The sequence below is a fragment of the Methanoculleus sp. UBA374 genome (genome assembly GCA_002508705.1).
Taxonomy (GTDB): domain Archaea; phylum Halobacteriota; class Methanomicrobia; order Methanomicrobiales; family Methanoculleaceae; genus Methanoculleus; species Methanoculleus palmolei.
This window is the reverse complement of sequence record DAYL01000009.1, coordinates 66,162-86,203: the sequence shown is the minus strand read 5'-3', so window position 1 is coordinate 86,203 and position 20,042 is coordinate 66,162. Positions and strand designations below refer to the sequence as shown.

Annotated in this window: 19 protein-coding genes; 14 read left to right on the top strand and 5 right to left on the bottom strand. The window is 57.7% G+C overall.

Annotated features, from left to right (window positions below; all coding sequences use genetic code 11):
- Positions 1-81: 81 nt before the first annotated feature.
- The 7 genes from BRA42_RS02500 (at position 82) to BRA42_RS02470 (ending at position 7,077) form a co-directional block, all read left to right on the top strand.
- Complete coding sequence (locus BRA42_RS02500) at positions 82-354, top strand: FeoA family protein (protein ID WP_292408779.1); 273 nt, start codon at positions 82-84, stop codon at positions 352-354.
- A complete protein-coding gene (locus BRA42_RS02495) occupies positions 351-596 on the top strand; it encodes a FeoA family protein (RefSeq protein ID WP_292408775.1) in 246 nt (81 codons plus the stop codon). Before BRA42_RS02500 ends, BRA42_RS02495 begins: the two co-directional genes overlap by 4 nt.
- The gene (feoB, locus tag BRA42_RS02490; RefSeq protein ID WP_292408773.1) at positions 593-2,587 is read left to right on the top strand and encodes a ferrous iron transport protein B; all 1,995 of its coding nucleotides are present in this window, start codon (positions 593-595) and stop codon (positions 2,585-2,587) included. The genes BRA42_RS02495 and feoB overlap by 4 nt, the downstream gene beginning before the upstream one ends.
- A gap of 3 nt (positions 2,588-2,590) precedes the next feature.
- A complete protein-coding gene (locus BRA42_RS02485) occupies positions 2,591-3,046 on the top strand; it encodes a hypothetical protein (protein WP_342770906.1) in 456 nt (151 codons plus the stop codon).
- Positions 3,043-3,333, top strand: a complete 291-nt coding sequence (locus BRA42_RS02480; protein ID WP_292408768.1) for a winged helix-turn-helix transcriptional regulator — start codon at positions 3,043-3,045, stop codon at positions 3,331-3,333. Before BRA42_RS02485 ends, BRA42_RS02480 begins: the two co-directional genes overlap by 4 nt.
- Before the next feature lie 193 nt (positions 3,334-3,526).
- Positions 3,527-5,341, top strand: coding sequence for an ABC transporter ATP-binding protein (locus tag BRA42_RS02475; RefSeq protein WP_342770920.1), 1,815 nt, complete (start codon positions 3,527-3,529; stop codon positions 5,339-5,341).
- The gene (locus tag BRA42_RS02470) at positions 5,341-7,077 is read left to right on the top strand and encodes an ABC transporter ATP-binding protein (RefSeq protein ID WP_342770905.1); all 1,737 of its coding nucleotides are present in this window, start codon (positions 5,341-5,343) and stop codon (positions 7,075-7,077) included. Before BRA42_RS02475 ends, BRA42_RS02470 begins: the two co-directional genes overlap by 1 nt.
- 140 nt (positions 7,078-7,217) lie before the next feature.
- On the opposite strand, the gene BRA42_RS02465 is transcribed toward BRA42_RS02470, so the two are convergent.
- Complete coding sequence (locus tag BRA42_RS02465; protein WP_292408763.1) at positions 7,218-7,820, bottom strand: TetR/AcrR family transcriptional regulator; 603 nt, start codon at positions 7,818-7,820, stop codon at positions 7,218-7,220.
- A gap of 192 nt (positions 7,821-8,012) precedes the next feature.
- On the opposite strand from BRA42_RS02465, the gene BRA42_RS02460 reads away from it, so the two are divergent.
- The 4 genes from BRA42_RS02460 to BRA42_RS02445 are packed head-to-tail and all read left to right on the top strand — an operon-like array spanning position 8,013 to position 11,487.
- Entirely contained in the window at positions 8,013-9,266 is a 1,254-nt protein-coding gene (locus BRA42_RS02460) for a COG1361 S-layer family protein (protein WP_292408758.1), read from the top strand.
- Positions 9,259-10,470 carry an ABC transporter permease gene (locus BRA42_RS02455; RefSeq protein WP_342770904.1) on the top strand — a complete coding sequence of 404 codons (1,212 nt, stop codon included), beginning with the start codon at positions 9,259-9,261 and terminating at the stop codon, positions 10,468-10,470. The genes BRA42_RS02460 and BRA42_RS02455 overlap by 8 nt, the downstream gene beginning before the upstream one ends.
- A 1-nt stretch (position 10,471) precedes the next feature.
- Positions 10,472-11,197 (top strand): ABC transporter ATP-binding protein, encoded by a 726-nt coding sequence (locus BRA42_RS02450; RefSeq protein WP_342770903.1) that lies wholly within the window; start codon positions 10,472-10,474, stop codon positions 11,195-11,197.
- A gap of 5 nt (positions 11,198-11,202) precedes the next feature.
- Positions 11,203-11,487: a hypothetical protein gene (locus BRA42_RS02445; RefSeq protein ID WP_292408750.1), complete on the top strand. Its 285-nt coding sequence runs from the start codon at positions 11,203-11,205 to the stop codon at positions 11,485-11,487.
- A gap of 60 nt (positions 11,488-11,547) precedes the next feature.
- On the opposite strand, the gene cas7c is transcribed toward BRA42_RS02445, so the two are convergent.
- From cas7c to cas3, 4 genes are read right to left on the bottom strand one after another with little or no spacing between them, the layout of a single operon-like run.
- A complete protein-coding gene (gene cas7c, locus BRA42_RS02440; RefSeq protein WP_292408748.1) occupies positions 11,548-12,393 on the bottom strand; it encodes a type I-C CRISPR-associated protein Cas7/Csd2 in 846 nt (281 codons plus the stop codon).
- A gap of 2 nt (positions 12,394-12,395) precedes the next feature.
- Complete coding sequence (gene cas8c / locus BRA42_RS02435; RefSeq protein WP_292408745.1) at positions 12,396-14,366, bottom strand: type I-C CRISPR-associated protein Cas8c/Csd1; 1,971 nt, start codon at positions 14,364-14,366, stop codon at positions 12,396-12,398.
- A complete protein-coding gene (gene cas5c / locus BRA42_RS02430; protein WP_292408742.1) occupies positions 14,363-15,067 on the bottom strand; it encodes a type I-C CRISPR-associated protein Cas5c in 705 nt (234 codons plus the stop codon). Before cas5c ends, cas8c begins: the two co-directional genes overlap by 4 nt.
- 26 nt (positions 15,068-15,093) lie before the next feature.
- Positions 15,094-17,493 carry a CRISPR-associated helicase Cas3' gene (cas3, locus tag BRA42_RS02425; RefSeq protein ID WP_342770902.1) on the bottom strand — a complete coding sequence of 800 codons (2,400 nt, stop codon included), beginning with the start codon at positions 17,491-17,493 and terminating at the stop codon, positions 15,094-15,096.
- Between the two features lie 71 nt (positions 17,494-17,564).
- Here cas3 and cas4 point away from each other — a divergent pair, with 71 nt between their 5' ends.
- The 3 genes from cas4 to cas2 are packed head-to-tail and all read left to right on the top strand — an operon-like array spanning position 17,565 to position 19,554.
- On the top strand, positions 17,565-18,227 hold the full coding sequence (gene cas4, locus BRA42_RS02415; RefSeq protein ID WP_292408736.1) for a CRISPR-associated protein Cas4: 663 nt from the start codon (positions 17,565-17,567) through the stop codon (positions 18,225-18,227).
- Positions 18,224-19,258, top strand: a complete 1,035-nt coding sequence (gene cas1c / locus BRA42_RS02410; RefSeq protein WP_292408734.1) for a type I-C CRISPR-associated endonuclease Cas1c — start codon at positions 18,224-18,226, stop codon at positions 19,256-19,258. The genes cas4 and cas1c overlap by 4 nt, the downstream gene beginning before the upstream one ends.
- 2 nt (positions 19,259-19,260) lie before the next feature.
- Positions 19,261-19,554, top strand: coding sequence for a CRISPR-associated endonuclease Cas2 (cas2, locus tag BRA42_RS02405; protein ID WP_292408732.1), 294 nt, complete (start codon positions 19,261-19,263; stop codon positions 19,552-19,554).
- Positions 19,555-20,042 lie beyond the last annotated feature (488 nt).

Sequence of the window (20,042 nt, the reverse complement as noted above, 5' to 3'; positions counted from 1 at the left end):
GAAAAAAGTTCGGCACCTGCGGCAAGATCCGGAATAATTTCGGCTTCGGATTATATTGACCAAAGAAAAGAAAAATTATCCATGGTAACACCAGATTCAGCGGGTCGCACGGCGATAACCACGCTTGATTGTGTCGGTCTGAAAGGTCGATGCCAGGTGGTCGGCATCCGTGCTTCCGGGGCGCTCCGAAAGCGCGTGCTTGCCATGGGCATGGTGCCGGGGGCGGTAGTGGAGGTACTCAGGTCCGCTCCCCTCGGCGACCCCACAGAATACCGGGTGAAAGGATACTGCCTCTCGCTGCGGCGTGCCGAGGCAAGTCTCATCGAAGTCGTCCTGGATGGAGGGGGGAAATGATGGGAGATCTCCGTCCGCTTTCTTTCCTTTCCGCCGGAACCGAGGCGACGATAGCCGAGGTACGGGCAGGCAAAGGGATGCGGTCCCGCCTCTCCGGGATGGGCTTCTGCCCCGAGACCCGGGTGACGGTCCAGTGCGCGGATCGGGGCTCGCTCATCGTCTCGGTCGGCGACGCCCGCTACGCCCTCTCGCGGGGCGTAGCGATGAAGGTACTTGTCAAAAATACACCGGAGGAGTCATGACCAGGGAGATCAGGATTGCGCTCACCGGCAACCCCAACGTCGGAAAGACAACGCTCTTTAACGAGCTCACCGGCTCGCGACAGCACGTCGGGAACTGGCCCGGGGTGACGGTGGAGAAGAAGACCGGCCGGATCAGCCGCAACGGCTACGAGATAGAGGTCGTCGATCTTCCGGGCACCTACAGTCTGACCGCATATTCTGCAGACGAGATCGTCGCGAGGAACTTCCTCCTCGATGAGAAACCGGATGCTGTCATCCAGGTCGTGGACGCAACGAACCTGGAGCGGAACCTCTACCTGACGACACAACTCACCGAACTCGGGGTTCCGGTCGTCATCGCCCTGAACATGGCCGATATGGCCGAAGCGCAGGGCGACACCATCGACCGGACAAGGCTTTCGGAGTTCCTTGAGGTCCCGGTCGTGCGCACGGTCGGGACCCGGGGCGAGGGGCTCGACGACCTCATCGAAGCCGCGATCCGGGAGGCAAAGACCTCCCCGCACCATGAACATACCATCGGCTACGGCGGAGACGTTGAAGCGAAGATCGCAGCACTTGTGGATGCCCTTTCGGCCGACAAGAGCCTTGCCAAGCGCTATCCTCTCCGCTGGCTCGCCGTGAAACTTCTCGAAGGCGATGAGAACGTCCTCGCGAGGGTCAGGGAGGGTCCGGCATCCGCCCGCGTGCAGAGCATCCTCTCCTCCATTGACTCCGATGAATACGAGGCCGTGATGGCGGACAAGCGCTACGAGGCGATCGCTGCCATCCTGCCGCAGGTTCACCGCACCGACATCAAGGGTGCGACGTTTTCGGACATGGTCGACCGTGTCGTCACCAACCGCTATCTCGGTATCCCTATCTTTCTTGCGCTGATGTGGGGAGCGTTCGAGCTGACGTTTACGGTCGCAGCCCCCTTTGCCACCGCAATAGAGGTGCTCTTTGCATGGCTTGCCGAGGTCTCGGTCACCTCGCTCGAGCCCGCATGGCTCGGGTCGCTCATCGGCGACGGTATCATCGGCGGTGTCGGCGCCGTTCTCGTCTTCCTGCCGAACATCTTCATACTCTTCCTGATCCTTGCGCTCCTTGAGGATTCGGGCTACCTGGCGCGTGCCGCGTTCATCATGGATCGACCATTATACGCCATCGGGCTGCCCGGGAAAGCGTTCATCCCGATGCTGATCGGGTTCGGGTGCAACGTCCCCGCGATCATGGCGACGCGGTCGATAGAGAGCGAGAAAGACCGGCTGCTCACGATTCTCGTAAATCCGTTCATGTCCTGCAGCGCACGGTTACCCGTGTACGTCCTCTTCGCCGGTGCGTTCTTCGGAGCCCAGGCGGGAGGGGTGATGTTCTTCCTCTACGTCCTCGGGATCGTCGTCGCCATCGCATCGGCAAAACTCTTCAGGAGCACCATTCTTCCGGGAGAGGTTTCGCCCTTCGTCATGGAGATGCCGCCCTACCGGATTCCGACGGCAATGACGAGCCTCATACACATGTGGGGCCGGGGATCGATGTATCTCCGGAAAGCCGGAACGATCATCCTTCTCGGCGCTATGGTCGTCTGGGCCCTGGCGTCCTTCCCGTACGGCGTCGAGTACGGGAGTGCGGAGAGTTTTGCAGGGATGCTCGGGCACCTGATAGAGCCGCTGGTGGCTCCGCTCGGGTTCGACTGGAAGGTCGCAGTCGCGCTGATCTTCGGGTTCCTCGCGAAAGAAGTCGTCGTCGGGTCGCTCGGCGTCCTCTACGGGACCGGGGAAGAGACGCTCTCCGAGGCGCTCCTTGTGGACCCGGGCCTTTCCTCGGCGACAGCCCTTGCCCTGATGGTCTTCGTGCTGCTCTACATGCCGTGCGTCGCAGCGCTCGGCGTCATCAAGAAGGAGACCGGGTCGTGGAAGTGGACGGGCTTCGTGGTCGCTTACGGTATCGTCGTTGCCTGGGTCCTGGCGTTCGTCGTCGGACATCTCGCCCCGTTCATCATCGGGGGTGCGTAAACAATGAGTAATGGAATAAAAGTTCTCTTTGGAGCAGTGCTCGGACTGCTCTACGTGGTCTTCGGGCTGCTCCAATTTGTCCAGGCCGTCTTCGAGGCCGTCTCCGGCGTCCCGATGGCGGGTCTGGCGGCCCTCCTCGTTCCCGGGAATGTCTTCAGCGAGTTCGTGCTGATTGTGGTCGGAGCCGTTCTTCTGACCGGGGCTAAAAAACTCTCCGGCGGTGCAGAGGAAGGGATGCCCTTCATATACGTCGGCATCCTTCTTTCGGTCGGGTTCGGACTGGTCGCCCTCTGCTCGATGGGGGCGGGAGCCCTCGAAGCAGCTGCCTTCCCCGAGGAAGGAGCCGAACCCTGGTCGGTCGTGGACACGATCACGCCGATCCTCTACCTGGCGGTAATAGGAGTTCTCGGCTTCCTTGCGTGGGGTAAGGAACTCTTCAGGGGGATTCGAGCAGCATGATGCGCACGATAGCGAAACGGTTCTCCGAGGGGGGATTCACGCTCCCGGAGCTTGCACGCGAGTTGAACATGTCGCAGGAGACCCTGACCGAGAGGCTGCATGCGATGGAGCGTCTCGGTTTCATCACGCGCGAAGGATGCAGTGAACCCGCACAAACGGAGGGTTCTTCCTGCCATTGTCCCGGGTGCTCCTGCTGCGGTGCGGCCGGGAGCGGCGGGGTTGTAGGCTACACCCTGACGGAGAAAGGGAAGCGACTTAGCGGAAAAAAGGAGATAGAAAATCTTTGATTCCAAGGCCGGGGCTCTGCGGGCGGAAGCCCGCCGGAATCTCCCGGCCGGCCTCCCCGGGGTCGCAACGTCAACGGGAGGTCTTTTTTCGGGTCTGTGAGGATGGAACACCCTCCCCCCGGTTTTTATGAAAATTCTTTGATAAACGGATATTTTGAAACAAACGGTCCGGAAAAACCGGAGCGTGAACTCTATGAAACAGGCTTTTAAAGAAAAAACAGGAATCATGCGCCTGCTGGAGATTGCGGGGGAGAAGAAAGGGCTCCTGATCTGTTCGGGCATCCTTTCCATGCTCAGCGCCGTCTTCATGCTGGTTCCTTACGTCTCGGTCTATTACATCCTTGCCGAGCTTTTGCGTCATGCAGCAGACCTTTCTTCCGTCGACGGCCCGGCCATGATTCGCTGGGGGTGGATTGCCCTATGGGGCCTTGTCGCCGGCCTGATCACCATGTATCTTGGAGGCATGGCTTCCCACATCGCCGCTTTCCGCATCCTGTACGGTCTCCGGGTGCAGCTTACCGAGCACATCGGCAGGCTCCCCCTGGGCTACCTGACAAGGACCTCGATCGGGGCGGTGAAGAAGACGCTTGAGCAGAACGTGGAGAAGATCGAGCAGTTCGTCGCCCACCAGATCCCCGACATGTGCAATGCGCTCGCCACTGTGGTGGTGATGTTTGCCGCCCTCATCTATCTGAACTTCTGGATGGCTCTGGTCTGCCTGACCGCGATCGCTCTGGGGTTCGGGATCCAGGCATCCATGTGGGTGGGAGAGGACGCGAAGAAATGGGTGAAGCTCTACTACGACGCGCTGGAGGAGATCAACGCGTCCGCCGTGCAGTACGTCCGGGGGATGCCGGCGGTCAAGGTATTCGGGCAGACGGTGCACTCGTTCCGCCGTTTCTACGACGATATGGTCCGCTACCGCGATTTCTGTGTCAGGTTCTCGGACAGTTTCCAGAACGGGTTTGCCTTCTTTAAGACCATACTGGCCTCGCTCCTGAGTTTCATCCTCCCGGTGGGGGTCCTTCTCCTGAGCCGGGACCCGGCCGGCATGGCGTTCGCCCTGGTCCTGCTCTTCTTCGTCATTCTGGGCCCTGGAACGGCGGCTCCGCTCTACAAGTTCCTCTACCTCTCCTCAAGCCTGCGGGATATCTCCGAAGGGGTGGACCGTATCGATGCGGTCTTCGCCGAACCCACGGTTCCCGAGCCGGAGCAACCCAGAAAGCCGGAGACCTACTCGGTGGAGTTCGACGGGGTATCCTTCTCCTACGACGCACCGGGGGCGTCCACCCGGGTCGAGGCGCTCTCCGGGATCAGTTTCACGGCAGAGCAGGGGAAGGTAACGGCCCTCGTCGGACCGTCAGGGTCCGGGAAGACCACGGTCGCCAACCTGATCCCGCGGTTCTGGGATGTGGGAGAAGGGGCGGTCCGGATAGGAGGCGTCGACGTGCGCCGGATGCGGACGGAGGACCTCATGGATACGGTTTCTTTTGTGTTTCAGGATACGTTTTTGTTCTTTGATACGCTGTACGAGAACATCCGGGTCGGAAAACCGGGGGCAAGCCGGGAGGAGGTCTATGCTGCGGCAAGAGCCGCCCAGTGCCACGACTTCATCGAGCGGCTGCCGAAAGGCTACGATACGCTGATCGGGGAAGGAGGCGTCTACCTCTCCGGAGGGGAGGAGCAGCGCGTCTCCGTGGCGAGGGCGATCCTGAAGGGCGCTCCCATCCTGGTCCTAGACGAAGCGACGGCCTTTGCCGACCCCGAGAACGAGTATAAGATGCAGATGGCTCTCAGGGAACTCGTGAAGGAGAAGACCGTCATCGTCATCGCCCACCGGCTCTCTTCCATCCGGGGGGCCGACCAGATCCTCGTGCTGGAGGAAGGACATATCGCGGAGCGGGGGACGCATGAGGAACTGCTCCGCGAAGGGGGCGTGTACCGGAGGATGTGGGACGCGTACACGGATGCGGCTAGCTGGGTCATCGAGAAAGGAGGTGTCGCCTGATGGGCATTCTCACCGACATCACGGCAGGAGACCCCAGAAAGCTGGTAAAACCTGTCTTCTTCACGGTGCTCTCCGATCTCCTCAACATCGTCCCCGTCGTCCTCGTGATCGTAGCTGTCGGCCTGATCTTCGAGCCGTTCATTCATCCGGGCGCCCCGATGAACATCGCCGGCCTCTGGTGGGTCAACGCCGCACTGCTGCTCTTTATGGTCGTCATCTTCCTCGGGGAGGTCGGAGCGTATCGAGCCTCCTACCGGGGGGCCTACGCGGTTGCGGCGGACGGCAGGGCGGCCCTCGCCGAGCACCTGAGGCGGCTGCCGCTCGGATACCTTACCCGCCGGGACCCCGGCGACCTGGCCAACATGATCATGGGGGACTTCACCCAGATCGAGCACTCGCTCTCTCATATCCTGCCTCAACTCTTCGGGGCCCTGATCCTGCCCATCGTTGCCCTGATCGGGCTGGCGTTCCTGGACTGGCGCATGGCCGCGGCCATGTTCATTGCGCTGCCGGTGGCCGTCCTGATCGTGCTCGCCTCGTCCGGGGTGCAGCGGTCGCTGGGCTCCAGGCACATCCGGGCCAAGATCAATGCAGCCAGCCGGCTGCAGGAGTACCTGAACGGCATCCGGGTGATCAAGGCTTACAACCTCTCGGGAAGCCGGTTCGTCCGCCTGGAGAAGGCTTTTAGGGAGTTGATGCGGGAGAGCATCCGGCTTGAGGGGCTGCTCGGCCCGGTCTTCTTGCTGGCGGTGGCGTCGGTGCGGGCCGGGCTGACGGTGCTGGTGCTCGTCGGCGTCTACCTCCTCCTCGGGGGGACGCTGGACATTCTGACGTTCGTCATCTTCCTGGTCATCGGGGCACGTGTCTTCGACCCCCTGACCACGGCGCTGATCAGCTTCCCCGAGTTCCGGTATCACGCCCTCGCGGGGGAACGCATTCTGACGCTTCAGCGGGAGCCCGTCATGCAGGGGAGTGGGCGTCCTCCCGAGGAGCACGACATCGAGTTTGCATCGGTCACGTTCGGATACGGGTCCGGTGCGGTCCTCCACGACGTCTCGCTGAGGATGCCGGAGGGGTCGCTGACCGCCCTGGTCGGACCTTCGGGGAGCGGAAAGAGCACGGTCCTCAAACTCGTCGCCCGGTTCTACGATCCCCAGTCGGGCCGGGTTCTCTTCGGCAGGGAAGATGTCAGGGGGATGGACCCCGAAGCGCTACTTACGAAGATCTCGATGGTGTTTCAGGACGTCTACCTCTTCAAGGATACCATCGGCAACAACATCCGCTTCGGCCGGGAGGGAGCGACGCAGGCGGAGGTGGAGGATGCCGCCCGGAAAGCCTGCTGCCATGAGTTCATCATGAAGTTGCCGCTCGGCTACGATACACCGGTCGGGGAAGGGGGCACCACGCTCTCCGGAGGCGAGAAACAGCGGATCTCCATCGCCAGGGCCATCTTAAAGGACGCTCCGGTGGTGCTGCTCGACGAGGCGACGGCGTTCCTGGACCCGGAGAACGAGGTCGATGTGCAGAAGGCGATCTCGGCCCTGGTCGCCGGCAGGACGGTCGTGATGATCGCCCACCGCCTCAAAACCGTCCGCAGGGCGGACAACATCATCGTTCTGGATGGCGGACGGGTCGTCGAGCAGGGGAAGCACGACGACCTGCTGGCCCGGGGAGGCCTGTACTCCCGGCTCTGGACGCTGCAGCAGGAGGCGCAGGGGTGGAGCATTGCGGGCTAGGCCGGAGCCGGGAAGGAAACCTGAGACGGCGGAGATCGCCGGGGAAATCGATCGGGATGCCGTGGGGACCTTCATCCCCCCGTCCCGGGGCGGAACGGACGCAGGCCGCCGTATACAATGAGGGCAAATCCCATCCGGCATCAGACCGTACCGGCTTTCAGGGAGAGCAGCCGGAATACCGAATCGAGCCACACCTGCTTCAGCCTCCCGGGATCTTTCTTCAGGTGAAGTTCCGTGATGCGGAGACCGATTCCGAGGGCCAGTATTGCCTGAGCCAATTCTTCGGGAGGGACCCCGGGCGGGACTATTCCCTCTTTTTGCATCCGGGAAATTTTGTCTCCGATGAATGCGATAATTCTGTCCTGGATGGTAATGACTACCTTCTGCAGTTCGGGGTCCTGCGGCGTGATCAGGGAGATCTGAACAACGATGTTTGTATATGATTTCAGATCGCCGAACAGCAGATCCGCAATGCGGGAGAAGGTCTCGGGACCTTCACCCAATTCGCAAAACGCCTTCTCAATCTCCGATCTGATCCGCGTGAAGACCTCGAGCGTCATCTCCCGGAACAGGACCTCTCTGCTCTCAAAATACGCATACAGCGCCCCTTTGGTGACGCCCACCCTCTGCGCGATGTCCTCAAGCGTTACCGCCGTCACCCCTTTCTCGGAGGCCGCCTCAATCGCGGCGTCGATGATCTTCTTCTTTGCATCTCTGCGATATTCCGGATTTATTCGAGGCATACAAACGGGTAACTGTATGATGACTGACTTTATAATACTGGTTCATAAACTTAAAGTCATAACACTAAACATAAGTTTAATAATGTGACCGCGCATACAGAAATTTGAGGACATATGAAGCAAGCACCCGGTAACTGGTCTTTTAAAAAGAGAGTGTTCAAATCGACTGGAAAGAGCCGGCGAGGCCTGATCTTGACAGCAGGGGATCGGCACGCATATGCCGTACTGCTTCTGATAACCGCACTGCTGGCCCTTGGTCTCGTCTCCCCCGCCACGGCCGCGGAACCCACGGTCATCATCACCGACTATGAGGTGAATCCGTCGGTCATCCTCCCGGGCGAGATGGGAACCATCACGATCACGCTGAAGAACACCGCGGAATCGGCGACGCAATCTGCATCGGATACGTTCGATACGGGTACAAAGAGTTATACTACCACGACGAGCACCGACATCAGCGCGAAAGTTGAGAGTGCGACCCTCGTCGGAAAAGGGGTAGAGGTCGTACGTGGGTCCTTCCAGGATATCGGATCGATCGGGCCAGGCCAGAGTCTCTCCCTCACCTTCCTGATCCGGGCTCCGTCCAGCGACGGCATTTACTTCCCGGAAGCCTGGATCAGCGCTTCGGGCGGCACAAACGTGAGGTACCCTATTCCGGTGAACGTCAACAGCGCCATCCCGCTTCCGAAGAATCCCGCCATCGTCGTCGAGAAGTCGGCCCCCAACAACGTGAACCCCGGCGACGACTTCTTCGTGAACCTGACGATCACCAACGCTGGAGAGATCCGGGCAAACAACATCGACCTCTCGTTTCGCCCGAACACCTCCTCGATCGCTCTCAAGAGCCCGAGCACGCACCACCTCGCCAGGCTCGACCCCGGAGAATCGCAGGTTCTCAACCTCTCCTTCGCATCGGACCGGAACGCTCCGCTCGGTCTTGCGGTCGTCTCGATCCCGATCGGCTACGTCCGGGCCGACGGCTCCCGTTTCGAGCAGACTGAGCAGGCGAGCATAAACCTGCAGGGCGAGGCCGAATTGAGCATCTCGGCCATTTCGACGGACCCGGCCCCGATTACGCCCGGCGAGCCTTTCAGCCTGATCGTGAGGATCGAGAACACCGGCACCGACGATGCGACCGCCCTCAAGGCCCGTATCGACGCTTCCCTTTCCGGCTCGAAAGAGGCTTTCGTGGGTAAAATAAAGCCCGGGAGCGATGCACCCGCGGTATTCACCCTGACGGCGGAGGGGATCGGCGATATCCCCGTCACCGTCAATCTGTCGTACGAGGACCGTTACGGTCCGCATACCGAGAGCGAAGAGGTGACCCTCGTGGTGAACCAGCCCTCCGGTTCAGGGACCGTCCTCGCCGCTCTCGGCCTCCTGACACTCGCCGCGGCGCTGACCTACTGGTACCTACGGGTCCATAAGAGGGCGGATCATGCGTAGCGGCGGGTACGGGGTCTCGCTCTACCTTGCCGTCCGGGCGATCCGTCGTGGGAACCGCGGAACGCTCGCCCTCACGATCCTGGTCATCGCCCTCGTCGTGGTTCTGATAAACTTTCTCACCATGATCATCGGTGGGGTCGTGGAGGTGTACGACCGGCAGATGATCGACTTTCAGTACGGCCATCTCACGATCGAGCCGAGGGAGAAGGAACTCTACATCGACGATTCGGACGACCTCGTCGACCGGTTGAAAAGGATCCCGGGCGTTACCGGCGTCTCGTCCCGCGTCAGCGCCGGCGCGACCATCACCAACACCGGGAACGGGAAGTTTCAGTCGAAGTCTCTCGCCGCATTCGACCCCGACGATGAGAAGACGGTGACCCGGTACCACCAGATGATCCTGGAAGGGGAGTTCCTCTCCGAGGGGGACACCGACCAGATCCTGATCGGGAGTCTCCTCGCCGGCAGCGACGACGAAGCGGAGGATAAACTTCCTTCGCTTGGCGGCGTCAGGGTGGGCGATCTTCTGGAGGTGGCCTACGGCAACGGGGTCGTGAAGACCTACCGGGTGAAGGGGATCTTTGAGACCTATGGCCTCCTCATCGACTCGGCCGCGTTCGTCACCCGAGAGGAGATGGATGCCGTCATGCAGACCGACGGCAAAGCGACGGAGATCCTGGTCAAGGGCAGCGATATCGGGAACGCAGGGCAGTTGAAGATCACCTGTATGCAGTTTGGGGTCCAGGAGCGGATCAAGACCTGGAGCGAGAAGGGGAAAGGCGTCCTCGGCGACGCAATCGAGAGCTTCAACCTCCTCAACTCCATCATGACCGTGGTCAGCCTGATCGTGGCGAGCGTGGTCGTCTTCATCGTCACCTTCATCAACATCGTCAACCGCAGGAAGCAGATAGGGATCTTGAAGGCTATCGGCATCCAGCGCCGGATCATCGTCGGAAACTACCTTTTTCAGGTGATGTTTCTCTGCACCTGCGGGGCAGCGGTCGGGGTGCTGATGCTCTTTTGCATCGCTCTGGGTCTCGGCGCACACCCGATCCGGTTCCCGATGGGGTTCGTCAGTCCGACCCTGGATCTTTCCAGGGTGGCGGTGAGCATCGCGTGCCTGTACCTCGTCTCGCTGGTCTCCGGCTATATCCCTGCTCGGTACGTTGCGAAGGAAGAGATCCTTTCCGCCATGAGGGGATAGAATGATCGAGGCGCGTGACCTAAGAAAGATCTATCGGATGGGCAGCGTCGAGGTTGCCGCGCTCAAAGGGGTCTCTCTCGCCATAGACGACGGGGAGTTCGTCGGGATCATGGGGCCGAGCGGGAGCGGGAAGTCCACGCTCCTCCACCAGCTCGGCCTCCTCGACACTCCGACCTCGGGGAGCATCGTCATCTCGGGCACCGACGTATCGAGACTGGACGACGAGGGGCGGACGCTCTTCCGGCTCATGCACCTTGGATACGTGTTCCAGGACTATGCGCTGGTGACCGATCTCGATGTACTGGAGAACGTCGCAATCTCCGCAATTGTGCGGGGGAGACCCGTCGACGAGTGCTATGCCGCGGCGCGGGAAGTCCTCGAACGGGTGGGGCTGGGTAGGAGGCTCCACCACCTGATCGGCGAGCTCTCGGGCGGCGAGCAGCAGCGGGTCTCGATCGCCAGGGCGCTCGTGAACACGCCCGCCATCGTCTTTGCGGACGAACCCTGTGCAAACCTCGACACCGAGAATTCGCGGACCGTCCTGGACCTCTTCCGGAGAATAAACCGCGATCTCGGGCAGACGATCGTGATGGTCTCCCATGAGCCCTGGCACATGGACTACTTTGACCGGATCGTCTTCATGAAGGACGGCCTCCTCGATACGGAACGTATGCGGGAGGAGGGTCTCCGGGCAAAACAAAGGATGATTATTGAAAAGGTGGATTGAGGTATATGGAGAGCGACACGCTGCTCGTACGGCAGGCCGTCGAGAAAGATCTCGACACCGTTCTTTTCCTCTATACGCACCTGCACGAACCGACGCACGATGCCGACGATCATGCGTTGAAGATGGCCGGAGAGGACGTCCAGCTCGCGTACGCGGTCGACTGGATCGAGGCGCAGGCGGAGGAGGGGACCGCGGAGCCGTCTGCCGTCCCGACGCAGAGGGCGGCGCCCGGGGGGTCGGTCGTGCTTGCGGCGCTCGCGGTTTTTGTGGCCTATCTCGGCCGGCGGTGATTGGAGAGGGAGGATTCCCCCGCGTACCCAGTTATCGGTCCGTTCGTGCCAGAACTTTCGTTACGCTCCCTCATATATCTCAGGCTCAAGACCTTCCAGAGGATCTACTGTGATCTCATAATCCTCGCTTGACTTCGGTGTATCCGTCTTCGGCCGCACATGCAATGTCCGGTGAACTTTCGCCGAAGAGTACTGCCCGCTCCTGGAATTGTGTTTCCACCAGAACACTTTGCATACTTCCATGCTACCTTCAGGGCGGGCCGATGAACAGTCATTCTCGAACAGAGTGGTTAGAGACTTACGGATAATTTCTGCATCCTCCGGTGAAAATCCCGTTTTTTCTGCAAGTTGACAGTTGATGCTCCCGTAAAACACGTACACCCCGAAGTCAACGCGGTACTTCATACCCATTGTATCCGACGCCTTCTTCGCACCGGGCACACTGTTAACGCTCTTCGTGATCTGCAGAGCCGTCACATCAACGGCATCCACGCTAAACGCCGGATGGATCGAAACCGGGCCCCGGATACCTATGGAAGCGTCATCGCCTTTAAAGGCGAACAACTGGCCGAAGCTCCGGACATCGAGCCACTCACCGCAAGCAATCTCTTTAGCCTTCTCCACATCTTTCTTCTTGATTGCATCAGCCAACGGTTTACAGGCATCCGCCCGCTCCCTCAAACTCTTGAATCCGTCGTCACTGCGATCGTCGGATTTCACAAAAACCGGCTGCTCCATATCCTGCATTCGGTTCCGGATCTTCCGCTTCAGACATACATCTGAGATCTCACCGCACCCGTCATAGTTTTCGCGCGGCCGATTTCCATTCAGCGGATCACCGTTCGGATTGGCATTCTTCACCGACACAACAACTGCGAAATCTATCTTGTTTTCAAGATTCGTCATAATTATAACCCTCCATCGTCCTTCTTACTCTCTGCCTTCCTCGCTTTCATCATCTTGTATTCCACCTCAAACTGATTCAGCTGACTCTGATACCCAAGAAGATACGTAGGACCAAGCGGCTCGCCGGTAAACCCGCCGGAACTCTGCAATGCATCCATCACAGAATTCATGCCTGCTTCACATCGGTTTCCGAAAAACTCCGGTCCTTTAGTCCTGAACCTGCTTAAATACGGGAGAAGTTTCTGATACAACTGATCCCATGTTTTATCAGGGCGTTTTCTGAATTGCAGCATAAAGCGTTCCGCATTTGTCTGTCGTGCTTCAGTCCCACCTAGATATAGCGAATACTCCTCAATCTTTCTTGCATAGGCCAGCAGCCGGCCGAACAGATAACTGCGGTCAGTATTCAGTGAATCTAATTCCACACTCCATACCTCCCTATACTCTTCCAAACTCGTTCGATCGTTCATACTGTCGTTGTAATACTTCCGGATTAACGCACAGGCGACTCCGAGAGTTCGGTTGAACTCCCACTTCTCCATCGCAAACGGACGTGAGGCGCGCATCGAAGCCGCCTCCACTAGATCCCGTGGCAGGGGCTTCCCGTCAACGATACAGGGAAGCAACCGCTCCACCGTTGCTTTTTTGAGTTTATCGTTCAAACTGGAACCATATGCCGCAACCGCAATGTCGACGGGCGACGGAGCACCACGAAACCGGATCCATCTGTTTTTTCCATCATTGTCCCGATAACTCCGAAAAAGCGGATACCAAATGCATGTCGTGTGCCATCGCATAATCCGTTTCAGAAACTTCGATCCTGTCAGTTCGCGGTAAAAGGTGAGAGATAGGCGTCCCTGAAGTCCGTTTGTGGAATCGAGGCCCATGACCGTCACATTGGAACTGTCATTCAGTTCCGCCGAGTAGCCTGCGATCGCCTTATTCAGGCGGGATGCAAACTCCTCCTTGGTGTCGGGGATTGCATCCAGATCATGCACCAGATCGCCCCAGAGATCGACGCCGTCCCCGCAGACCGGCGGGAGTGGTTCATCCTTTGTGCCCCAGGCAACGATCGCCTGATCCCCATTGCGGTATCCCTGCTTTGCAACCAGCCATTTCAAAGCATTCATCGACTTTTGGGAGGCTTCGTAACTCAACGTCACGGCCTGATCATGCGAGGCGAACCTCCCCCTGAACGTAAACCCTGTGTCATCGTTGGAAGAGATGATCTTCGCCCGGTCACCCGCGTTCCGGATCTTTCCCGCGCTCTTGCGGGAGACCGGAACACCCGTCTTCCCGGTAACGTAGCAGGTACCGGTATTCGGAAACATATGCGTGTAATATGCGATGAACCTCTGCCGGACCTCTTCATTCATCCAGACGCGGGAGTCGGGCATACCGGGAATTTCAACACAAAAGCGGACAAATGCATCGGCCGGACGACTTGGCTGCCGGAACAGTAGCGGCTTCTCTTCATCAGAGCCGGTCCACTTCTCCAAAATTTCGCCGGCCTCGGAAAGGTAGAGCACCTTCTCCGAAACCAGGTCGGCTATCATCGTTCTCTTCAGAACATACGACAACACTGCCCGAATCATCGGATGCGAGTACGGAGAGTCGCACCATCGCCGTAGATTGTTTACATATGCATCGAATCCGCTCTCCTTGCCTGGAACATACGTGGAATAGTCCCCCGCCACGTATTGAAGTTTGTCAAACAGTGGATGCGGCTCAAGCCCGCGTGTTCTGTTGGCTGAATCCTCGGTGCAGGGGATGATCGTAACGGCCTCGTTTTCGTCGTTGTTTCTGTCCAACGCCCGTGCCGACCGGAAATTGCCGTCTGCGTCAAGGACGATCTCGATCTGGGCATACTGCGTTGTGTGTCCGATCGGGAGCAGACTTTTCTCCGTGTCCGCCTTCAACACGCCAGCACTGCAATTGTCGTACGTCTCGCAGAGTCGGGAAACCCAGGTCATTGCATCCCCTCCCCGGCAAGACCAAGATTTTCACCCGGAATGAACGTTTTCGGGCGCTGAGACTTGATCTCGCGGATGACCGGGCACTCCTCCGGGCGGACGAACTCAACGATGCCGTGCCGCATCACCGGGTACCACATGCGGGCGGAGAGTTTTCCATCCCCACTCTCATCCGGATAGGTGAACCCATGAAACATCAGTCCAAACGCAAGTTCGGAGCAGTCGTCATAGGCGCCTTCACCCTCTCCCCATGTACAGGGTTCGACATACCCCTGACACTCGCGCGTTCCGAGAAAGACGTCGCGTCTTCCGCCCCGGGCGATCATCCGCGTTGCCATGGCGTAATGCTTGTTTTCATTCCGGTCGCACGCAAGTTCGGATCGGTGCTGGTTCCACTCAAAGTGGGCCTTCACCTGATACTCCACATTCGCGAGGTAGGTGTAGATAGAGAGATCGTTTCCACCCTGATACTTGATCGGGCGGATACCCTTCGACTGGGTCTGAATCATCTTCATCACCCTGACGGAGTCGATCACCCACATGATGGTAGGTTTCCAGTAGACGCTTTCCAGAATCCCTTTCAGCGCCTGGTACGTGGGAATCTGGTAACTGAACTTTTCGCCGCCGATCCGGGTCAGCGGATCGGTGAACAGAGCGAACTTTCCGAAAACCCGGAATTCTACGCTGTTTGGATACTCCACGTTCTTTTGCCGCCCTCCTCTTTTCTTTAGAATAAAACGGGCTCATTATCTGTTAGCGGGGTGATCCCGTATTCACGAGAGTAGTAAATATCGGCAAGTGCTAGAACGCCGGTATCCCCGATCGGATATATCCCGTTATCGAGTGATTGAACTTCATTTTTAAAAAGGTTTACCGAATATTGTTGCGCCTCCTTCAACAGTTCTACTGTTGCAGGGAGATGAGGCGTTTTCGCCAGTTCCTCGATGATCTCCTTGCCCCTTCCAAACGGCACGAGAACGCTTACCGTATCTTGATCGATAACCGCAAATTGACTCCCGCTTGAGGCAAATGCCTGGCAGAACGGATAACCGGGACGGTGCCCGAAGCGGTTCGCATATGCCGTCACTCCGGTTCTATTCAGAGAAAGGAGATCGAAAAGCGTGACATCGGTTACAAATCCCGAGTTTTTCCGAGAAACGGGATATTGCATCTCCCTTTTTTGTACCTCGTAGTGATAGAGATAATACCTTGCCAGCGCCTTCGGCGAGAGGAGATCATGGTCGAACTGTGCAGGGTTCTCTGCATATTCACGCAGAACCCGTTCTGTGTGCAGCTGACCCTTTCTAATTTCAGGCAAACGAGAAAGGTTTTCCTCGGAACTGTTGACGATGAATACGTCACGGCACGCATCCTCGCCGTGCCGGTTGCACCTGCCGGCCGCCTGGGCGATGCTGTCGAGCCCTGCAAGGGAGCGGATCACACAGTTAAACGAGATGTCGATACCTGCTTCGATGAGTTGAGTGCTGACGCAGATCACGGGTTTTCGAGCTTTGAGATCCTCATTTAACTGTCCAAGTTTTACCCTGCGGTGTGCCGGACAGAGTGCAGTACTCAAGTAGTGGAGGGAGCAGGTAGGATACCGGCGCTTGAGCGCGGCATACAGGTTCCTTGCCGCCTTTTTGGTATTCATAACAACCAGGATACTTGTATTGGCCTGCCGCTTCTCAAGGACAGAATCCGCAAGCGCCGATGCCGAGTAGCCACCGGGAATCCGGGCATCGCAGATGGTTGTTCGCCGGAACTTCCCGAATATCTCTTCATAATCCGGAACAAGATTCTCTGGTGGGGAGCATCTGACGGGCACCCCGACGTTTGAACCGGGCTGAGTTGCGGTACAGAGAATGATTGTTGCGCCGCAGACCTCGGCAAGAAAATTCAGCGCGGCGTTGAACATGTCGAGGCACTTGATCGGGATTGTCTGGACTTCGTCGAGGATGATGATGCTGTTTGCAAGGTTGTGCATCCGCCGGACCGATTGGGTCTTCCCGAGGAACAGCGTGTTCAGGAGCTGCACCGTCGTCGTCAGGATGATCGGCACATCCCACCGTTCGGTGAGCAGACTGTGCCGGTCCCCTTCGTCGGGCTCGGCAAGGCCGGTGTCTTCGGGCTCCTGGATCAGGTTGGAATGGTGTTCGAGGATGACTCGGTCCTTTTTGAGACTTTCGCGGATCACGTCCGCATTCTGGTCGATGATGGTGGTGAACGGGATTGCATAGATGATCCTGTGTTTTTTGTGGAGGATTGCATGTTGGAGAGCGTAACGGAGACTTGCAAGCGTTTTCCCTCCGCCGGTCGGGACACAGAGCCGGTAGATGCCTCCGGGATACGCCGCAGCCTGCCTGCAGGTCTCCGAGATCTCCGCGCGGAGACGATCGATCTCCCGATCTTTTCGCATCTCCGTGCTGAGGTATTGTTCGAGGTTGTCTGCAAGTTCTTGCCAGGTTGTTTCGAGTTCATAGTCTGGATCCCGCGTCGGCAACCCGGCATCAAAACAGTAAGTATCGTATCGATCGGCGTCGATGACGCAACTGAGGAAATACCGGGCAAATAGAGCGAAATAGAGTGGTTTTTCTTGGTTGATGTCCTGTCGCTGGAGGATCGGCTCGATAATCTGCCTTGTCTCCCCAGCAGCTTTGTGGAAGAGAACATCCAAGTCCTCTGCTGTGGTGCACTCGACTCCAAAATTGGTTATGCTCTCGTCGTACCCAATGTCTTTGTCAGGGTACAGACGGGAGTGGAACCGATCCAGTCCGTTGGTGTCGATACAGTCGATGAGACCGCTGTGGTGGGAGCAGACAGCAAGAGAGATCAGCTGAGCCGTACAGACCTGATAGACATCCGCACATTTTCCGTACTTTTCAAAGATGTATCTGGCTCCTGCAGAAGAATGATTGATTTTTCCCCGTAGATGTCTATCGCCTGAGAGGAGATATGCCTGAAATTCCTGTTTTGCTTTTCCTGCATCATGGATCAAACCACAGAGTTCTGCAAGATGAGGGCATCCGATCGCCTCACCATAGGTTTTACAGAGGGTTGAGACGGTTGAACCATGTTCCAGCAGTGTTTGTTCTCTATTGGTTTTAGAATCGTAGTGAGCAAGATGCATGGACGGTCATCTTCGTTGATAGGTTCTTATAATCCGACTTATAATAATGTTTCATCGGATCGCGATCCCCTATGAATCCCGACGACTATCTCATGCTCAGCGGCATCCAGCATTTTGCATTCTGTAGACGCCAGTGGGCGCTTATCCATATCGAGCAGGTGTGGAAGGAGAACGTGCTTACCTTCGGCGGCAGGCAGATGCACAGAAATGCGGATGATCCTTTCTTCACGGAGAGCCGGGGCGATGTGCTGCTCTCTCGGAGCGTGCCTCTGGTCTCCCACACGCTAAGGGTGTATGGGATTGCAGATGTGGTGGAGTATCATCGTTCAGATACAGGGGTTGCGATTGCCGGGCGGGAGGGGAGCTGGACCGTCGTGCCGGTGGAATACAAGGCCGGGAGGCGGAAGCCGGACGACCGCGACGAGGTACAACTGTGTGCTCAGGCAATCTGCCTCGAGGAGATGTACCGAACGAGAATTGAACGCGGGTATCTGTATTACGGCAAAACCAGACGGCGGACGGAGGTCATCCTTGACGATGAACTTCGAAACCGGGTGGCGGAGTTAGTCGCCGGGATGTATGCGCTTTACGATGCGGGCATCACTCCTCCGGCAGAGCTGCTGCCGCACTGCAAAAACTGCTCTCTTGTCGATCTCTGCATGCCGGCCGTCTCATCCCGCAGGCGATCGGTGGATCGCTACCTTACCGTCTGCATTGGAAAGGATGAAACATGAGAAAACTCCTGAATGTTCTGTATGTCACCAACCCTGACTCCTACCTCACAAAAGACGGAGAAAATATTGTTGTTTCTGTTGAACGGAAGGAGGTGGGGCGGATCCCTATTCACAATCTGGAGGAAGTCATCTGTTTTGGGTTTATGGGGGCAAGTCCGGGCGTTATGGAGTTATGTACATCCCGCAACGTGGGCCTTGCATTTGTGTCGCCGTACGGGAAATTCCTCGGACGGGTTTCTGGTCGTGTGTCCGGAAACGTGCTGCTCCGCAAGCGGCAGTATCTTCTTTCGGATGATGAGGTGGCCGCAGCCCGGATTGCGCTGAACTGTGTGCTCGGAAAGATGTTGAACTGCCGGAATGTTCTCCTGCGGTTTGGCCGTGATTATCCTGAAAAGGTATCTCCTGTATTTTCAGAGCGTCTTCAGCGGCTAACGGAGGGTATTCGCCAGCTGAGGGAGTCACCACCTGATACACTGAATGAACTCCGGGGCCGCGAAGGGATTCTGTCGAAGTGTTACTTTGACTGTTTCGACGATCTGATCCTGTCGCAGGACTCTGCTTTTGCGTTCGAGTTCAGGAGCAGGAGGCCTCCGCTGAACCGGGTGAATGCTTTATTGTCGTTTATCTATACTCTGATCGCGGTGGATTGTGCTTCGGCTCTTGAGTCGGTGGGGCTGGATCCGCAGGTGGGGTTTCTGCACCGTGCTCGACCGGGACGAATGAGCCTTGCACTGGACCTGATGGAAGAATTCCGGCCGTATCTCGGAGACCGGTTTGTGTTGAGTTTGATCAATAATCGGGTTATTGCAGCAGATGATTTCCTGGTGAAGGAGAACGGGGCGGCGATCATGACGGACGCAGGGCGGAAGGCTGTTCTTGCGGCATGGCAGCGACGGAAGACGGAAGAGGTTACGCACGGGTACCTGGATGAGCGGATCTCAATCGGCCTTCTGCCGTATGCGCAGGCGATGTTGCTTGCCCGGCACCTGCGGGGAGATATCGATGGGTATCCGCCATTTGTGGTGAGGTGAGCGTGGTGTTTGTTCTGGTGACGTACGACGTGAATACCGAGAGCCCGGAAGGGCGACGCAGATTGCGCACGGTCGCGAGGATCTGCATGAATTACGGGACGCGCGTGCAGAATTCGGTCTTTGAGTGTGTGGTCGATTCTGTTCAACTGATGGAGATGAAGGTTCGGATCGGAGATGTCATCGAGCCTGAGATTGACAGCGTACGGTATTATAATCTGGGGAAGCACGGTCGGGACCATGTGGAGCATGTGGGGGCAAAGCCCGGACTGAATGTTGAGGATGTGTTGATCTTGTAGGATGATCAGATGTCAAGAGAGGGGTGCGAAGGTGAAGTGCCCATGTTCTCCCAGGGAGGTTCGCGATCCAGCAAATATTAACTGTTTGATCATATGGGGCAGTTTTCTCGTACTTCTGAGACGTATTACGGCGTGACACGGGTGATTAGTCGCATGAAGCGCTGTGTCTTTTGTTCAAGGGTGTTTTATGCGGTATCTTTCTTCCGTCTTGGATATGGGGACAATTACTGCAGCGAAAGGCAAAGTAAGATATTTGTTCTCCGATATATAGCATAGAGTCGTGCCTCACGTAGGCACGTGGATTGAAATAGGAACATTCTGCGGGCCTCCCGTTCTCCAGGGTCGTGCCTCACGTAGGCACGTGGATTGAAATATTGCCGCCGAAGGGTCAGGCATCACCGTTCAGTCGTGCCTCACGTAGGCACGTGGATTGAAATCCACTGTCGGAGTTCTACGTCGGCCTCTAGGTGTCGTGCCTCACGTAGGCA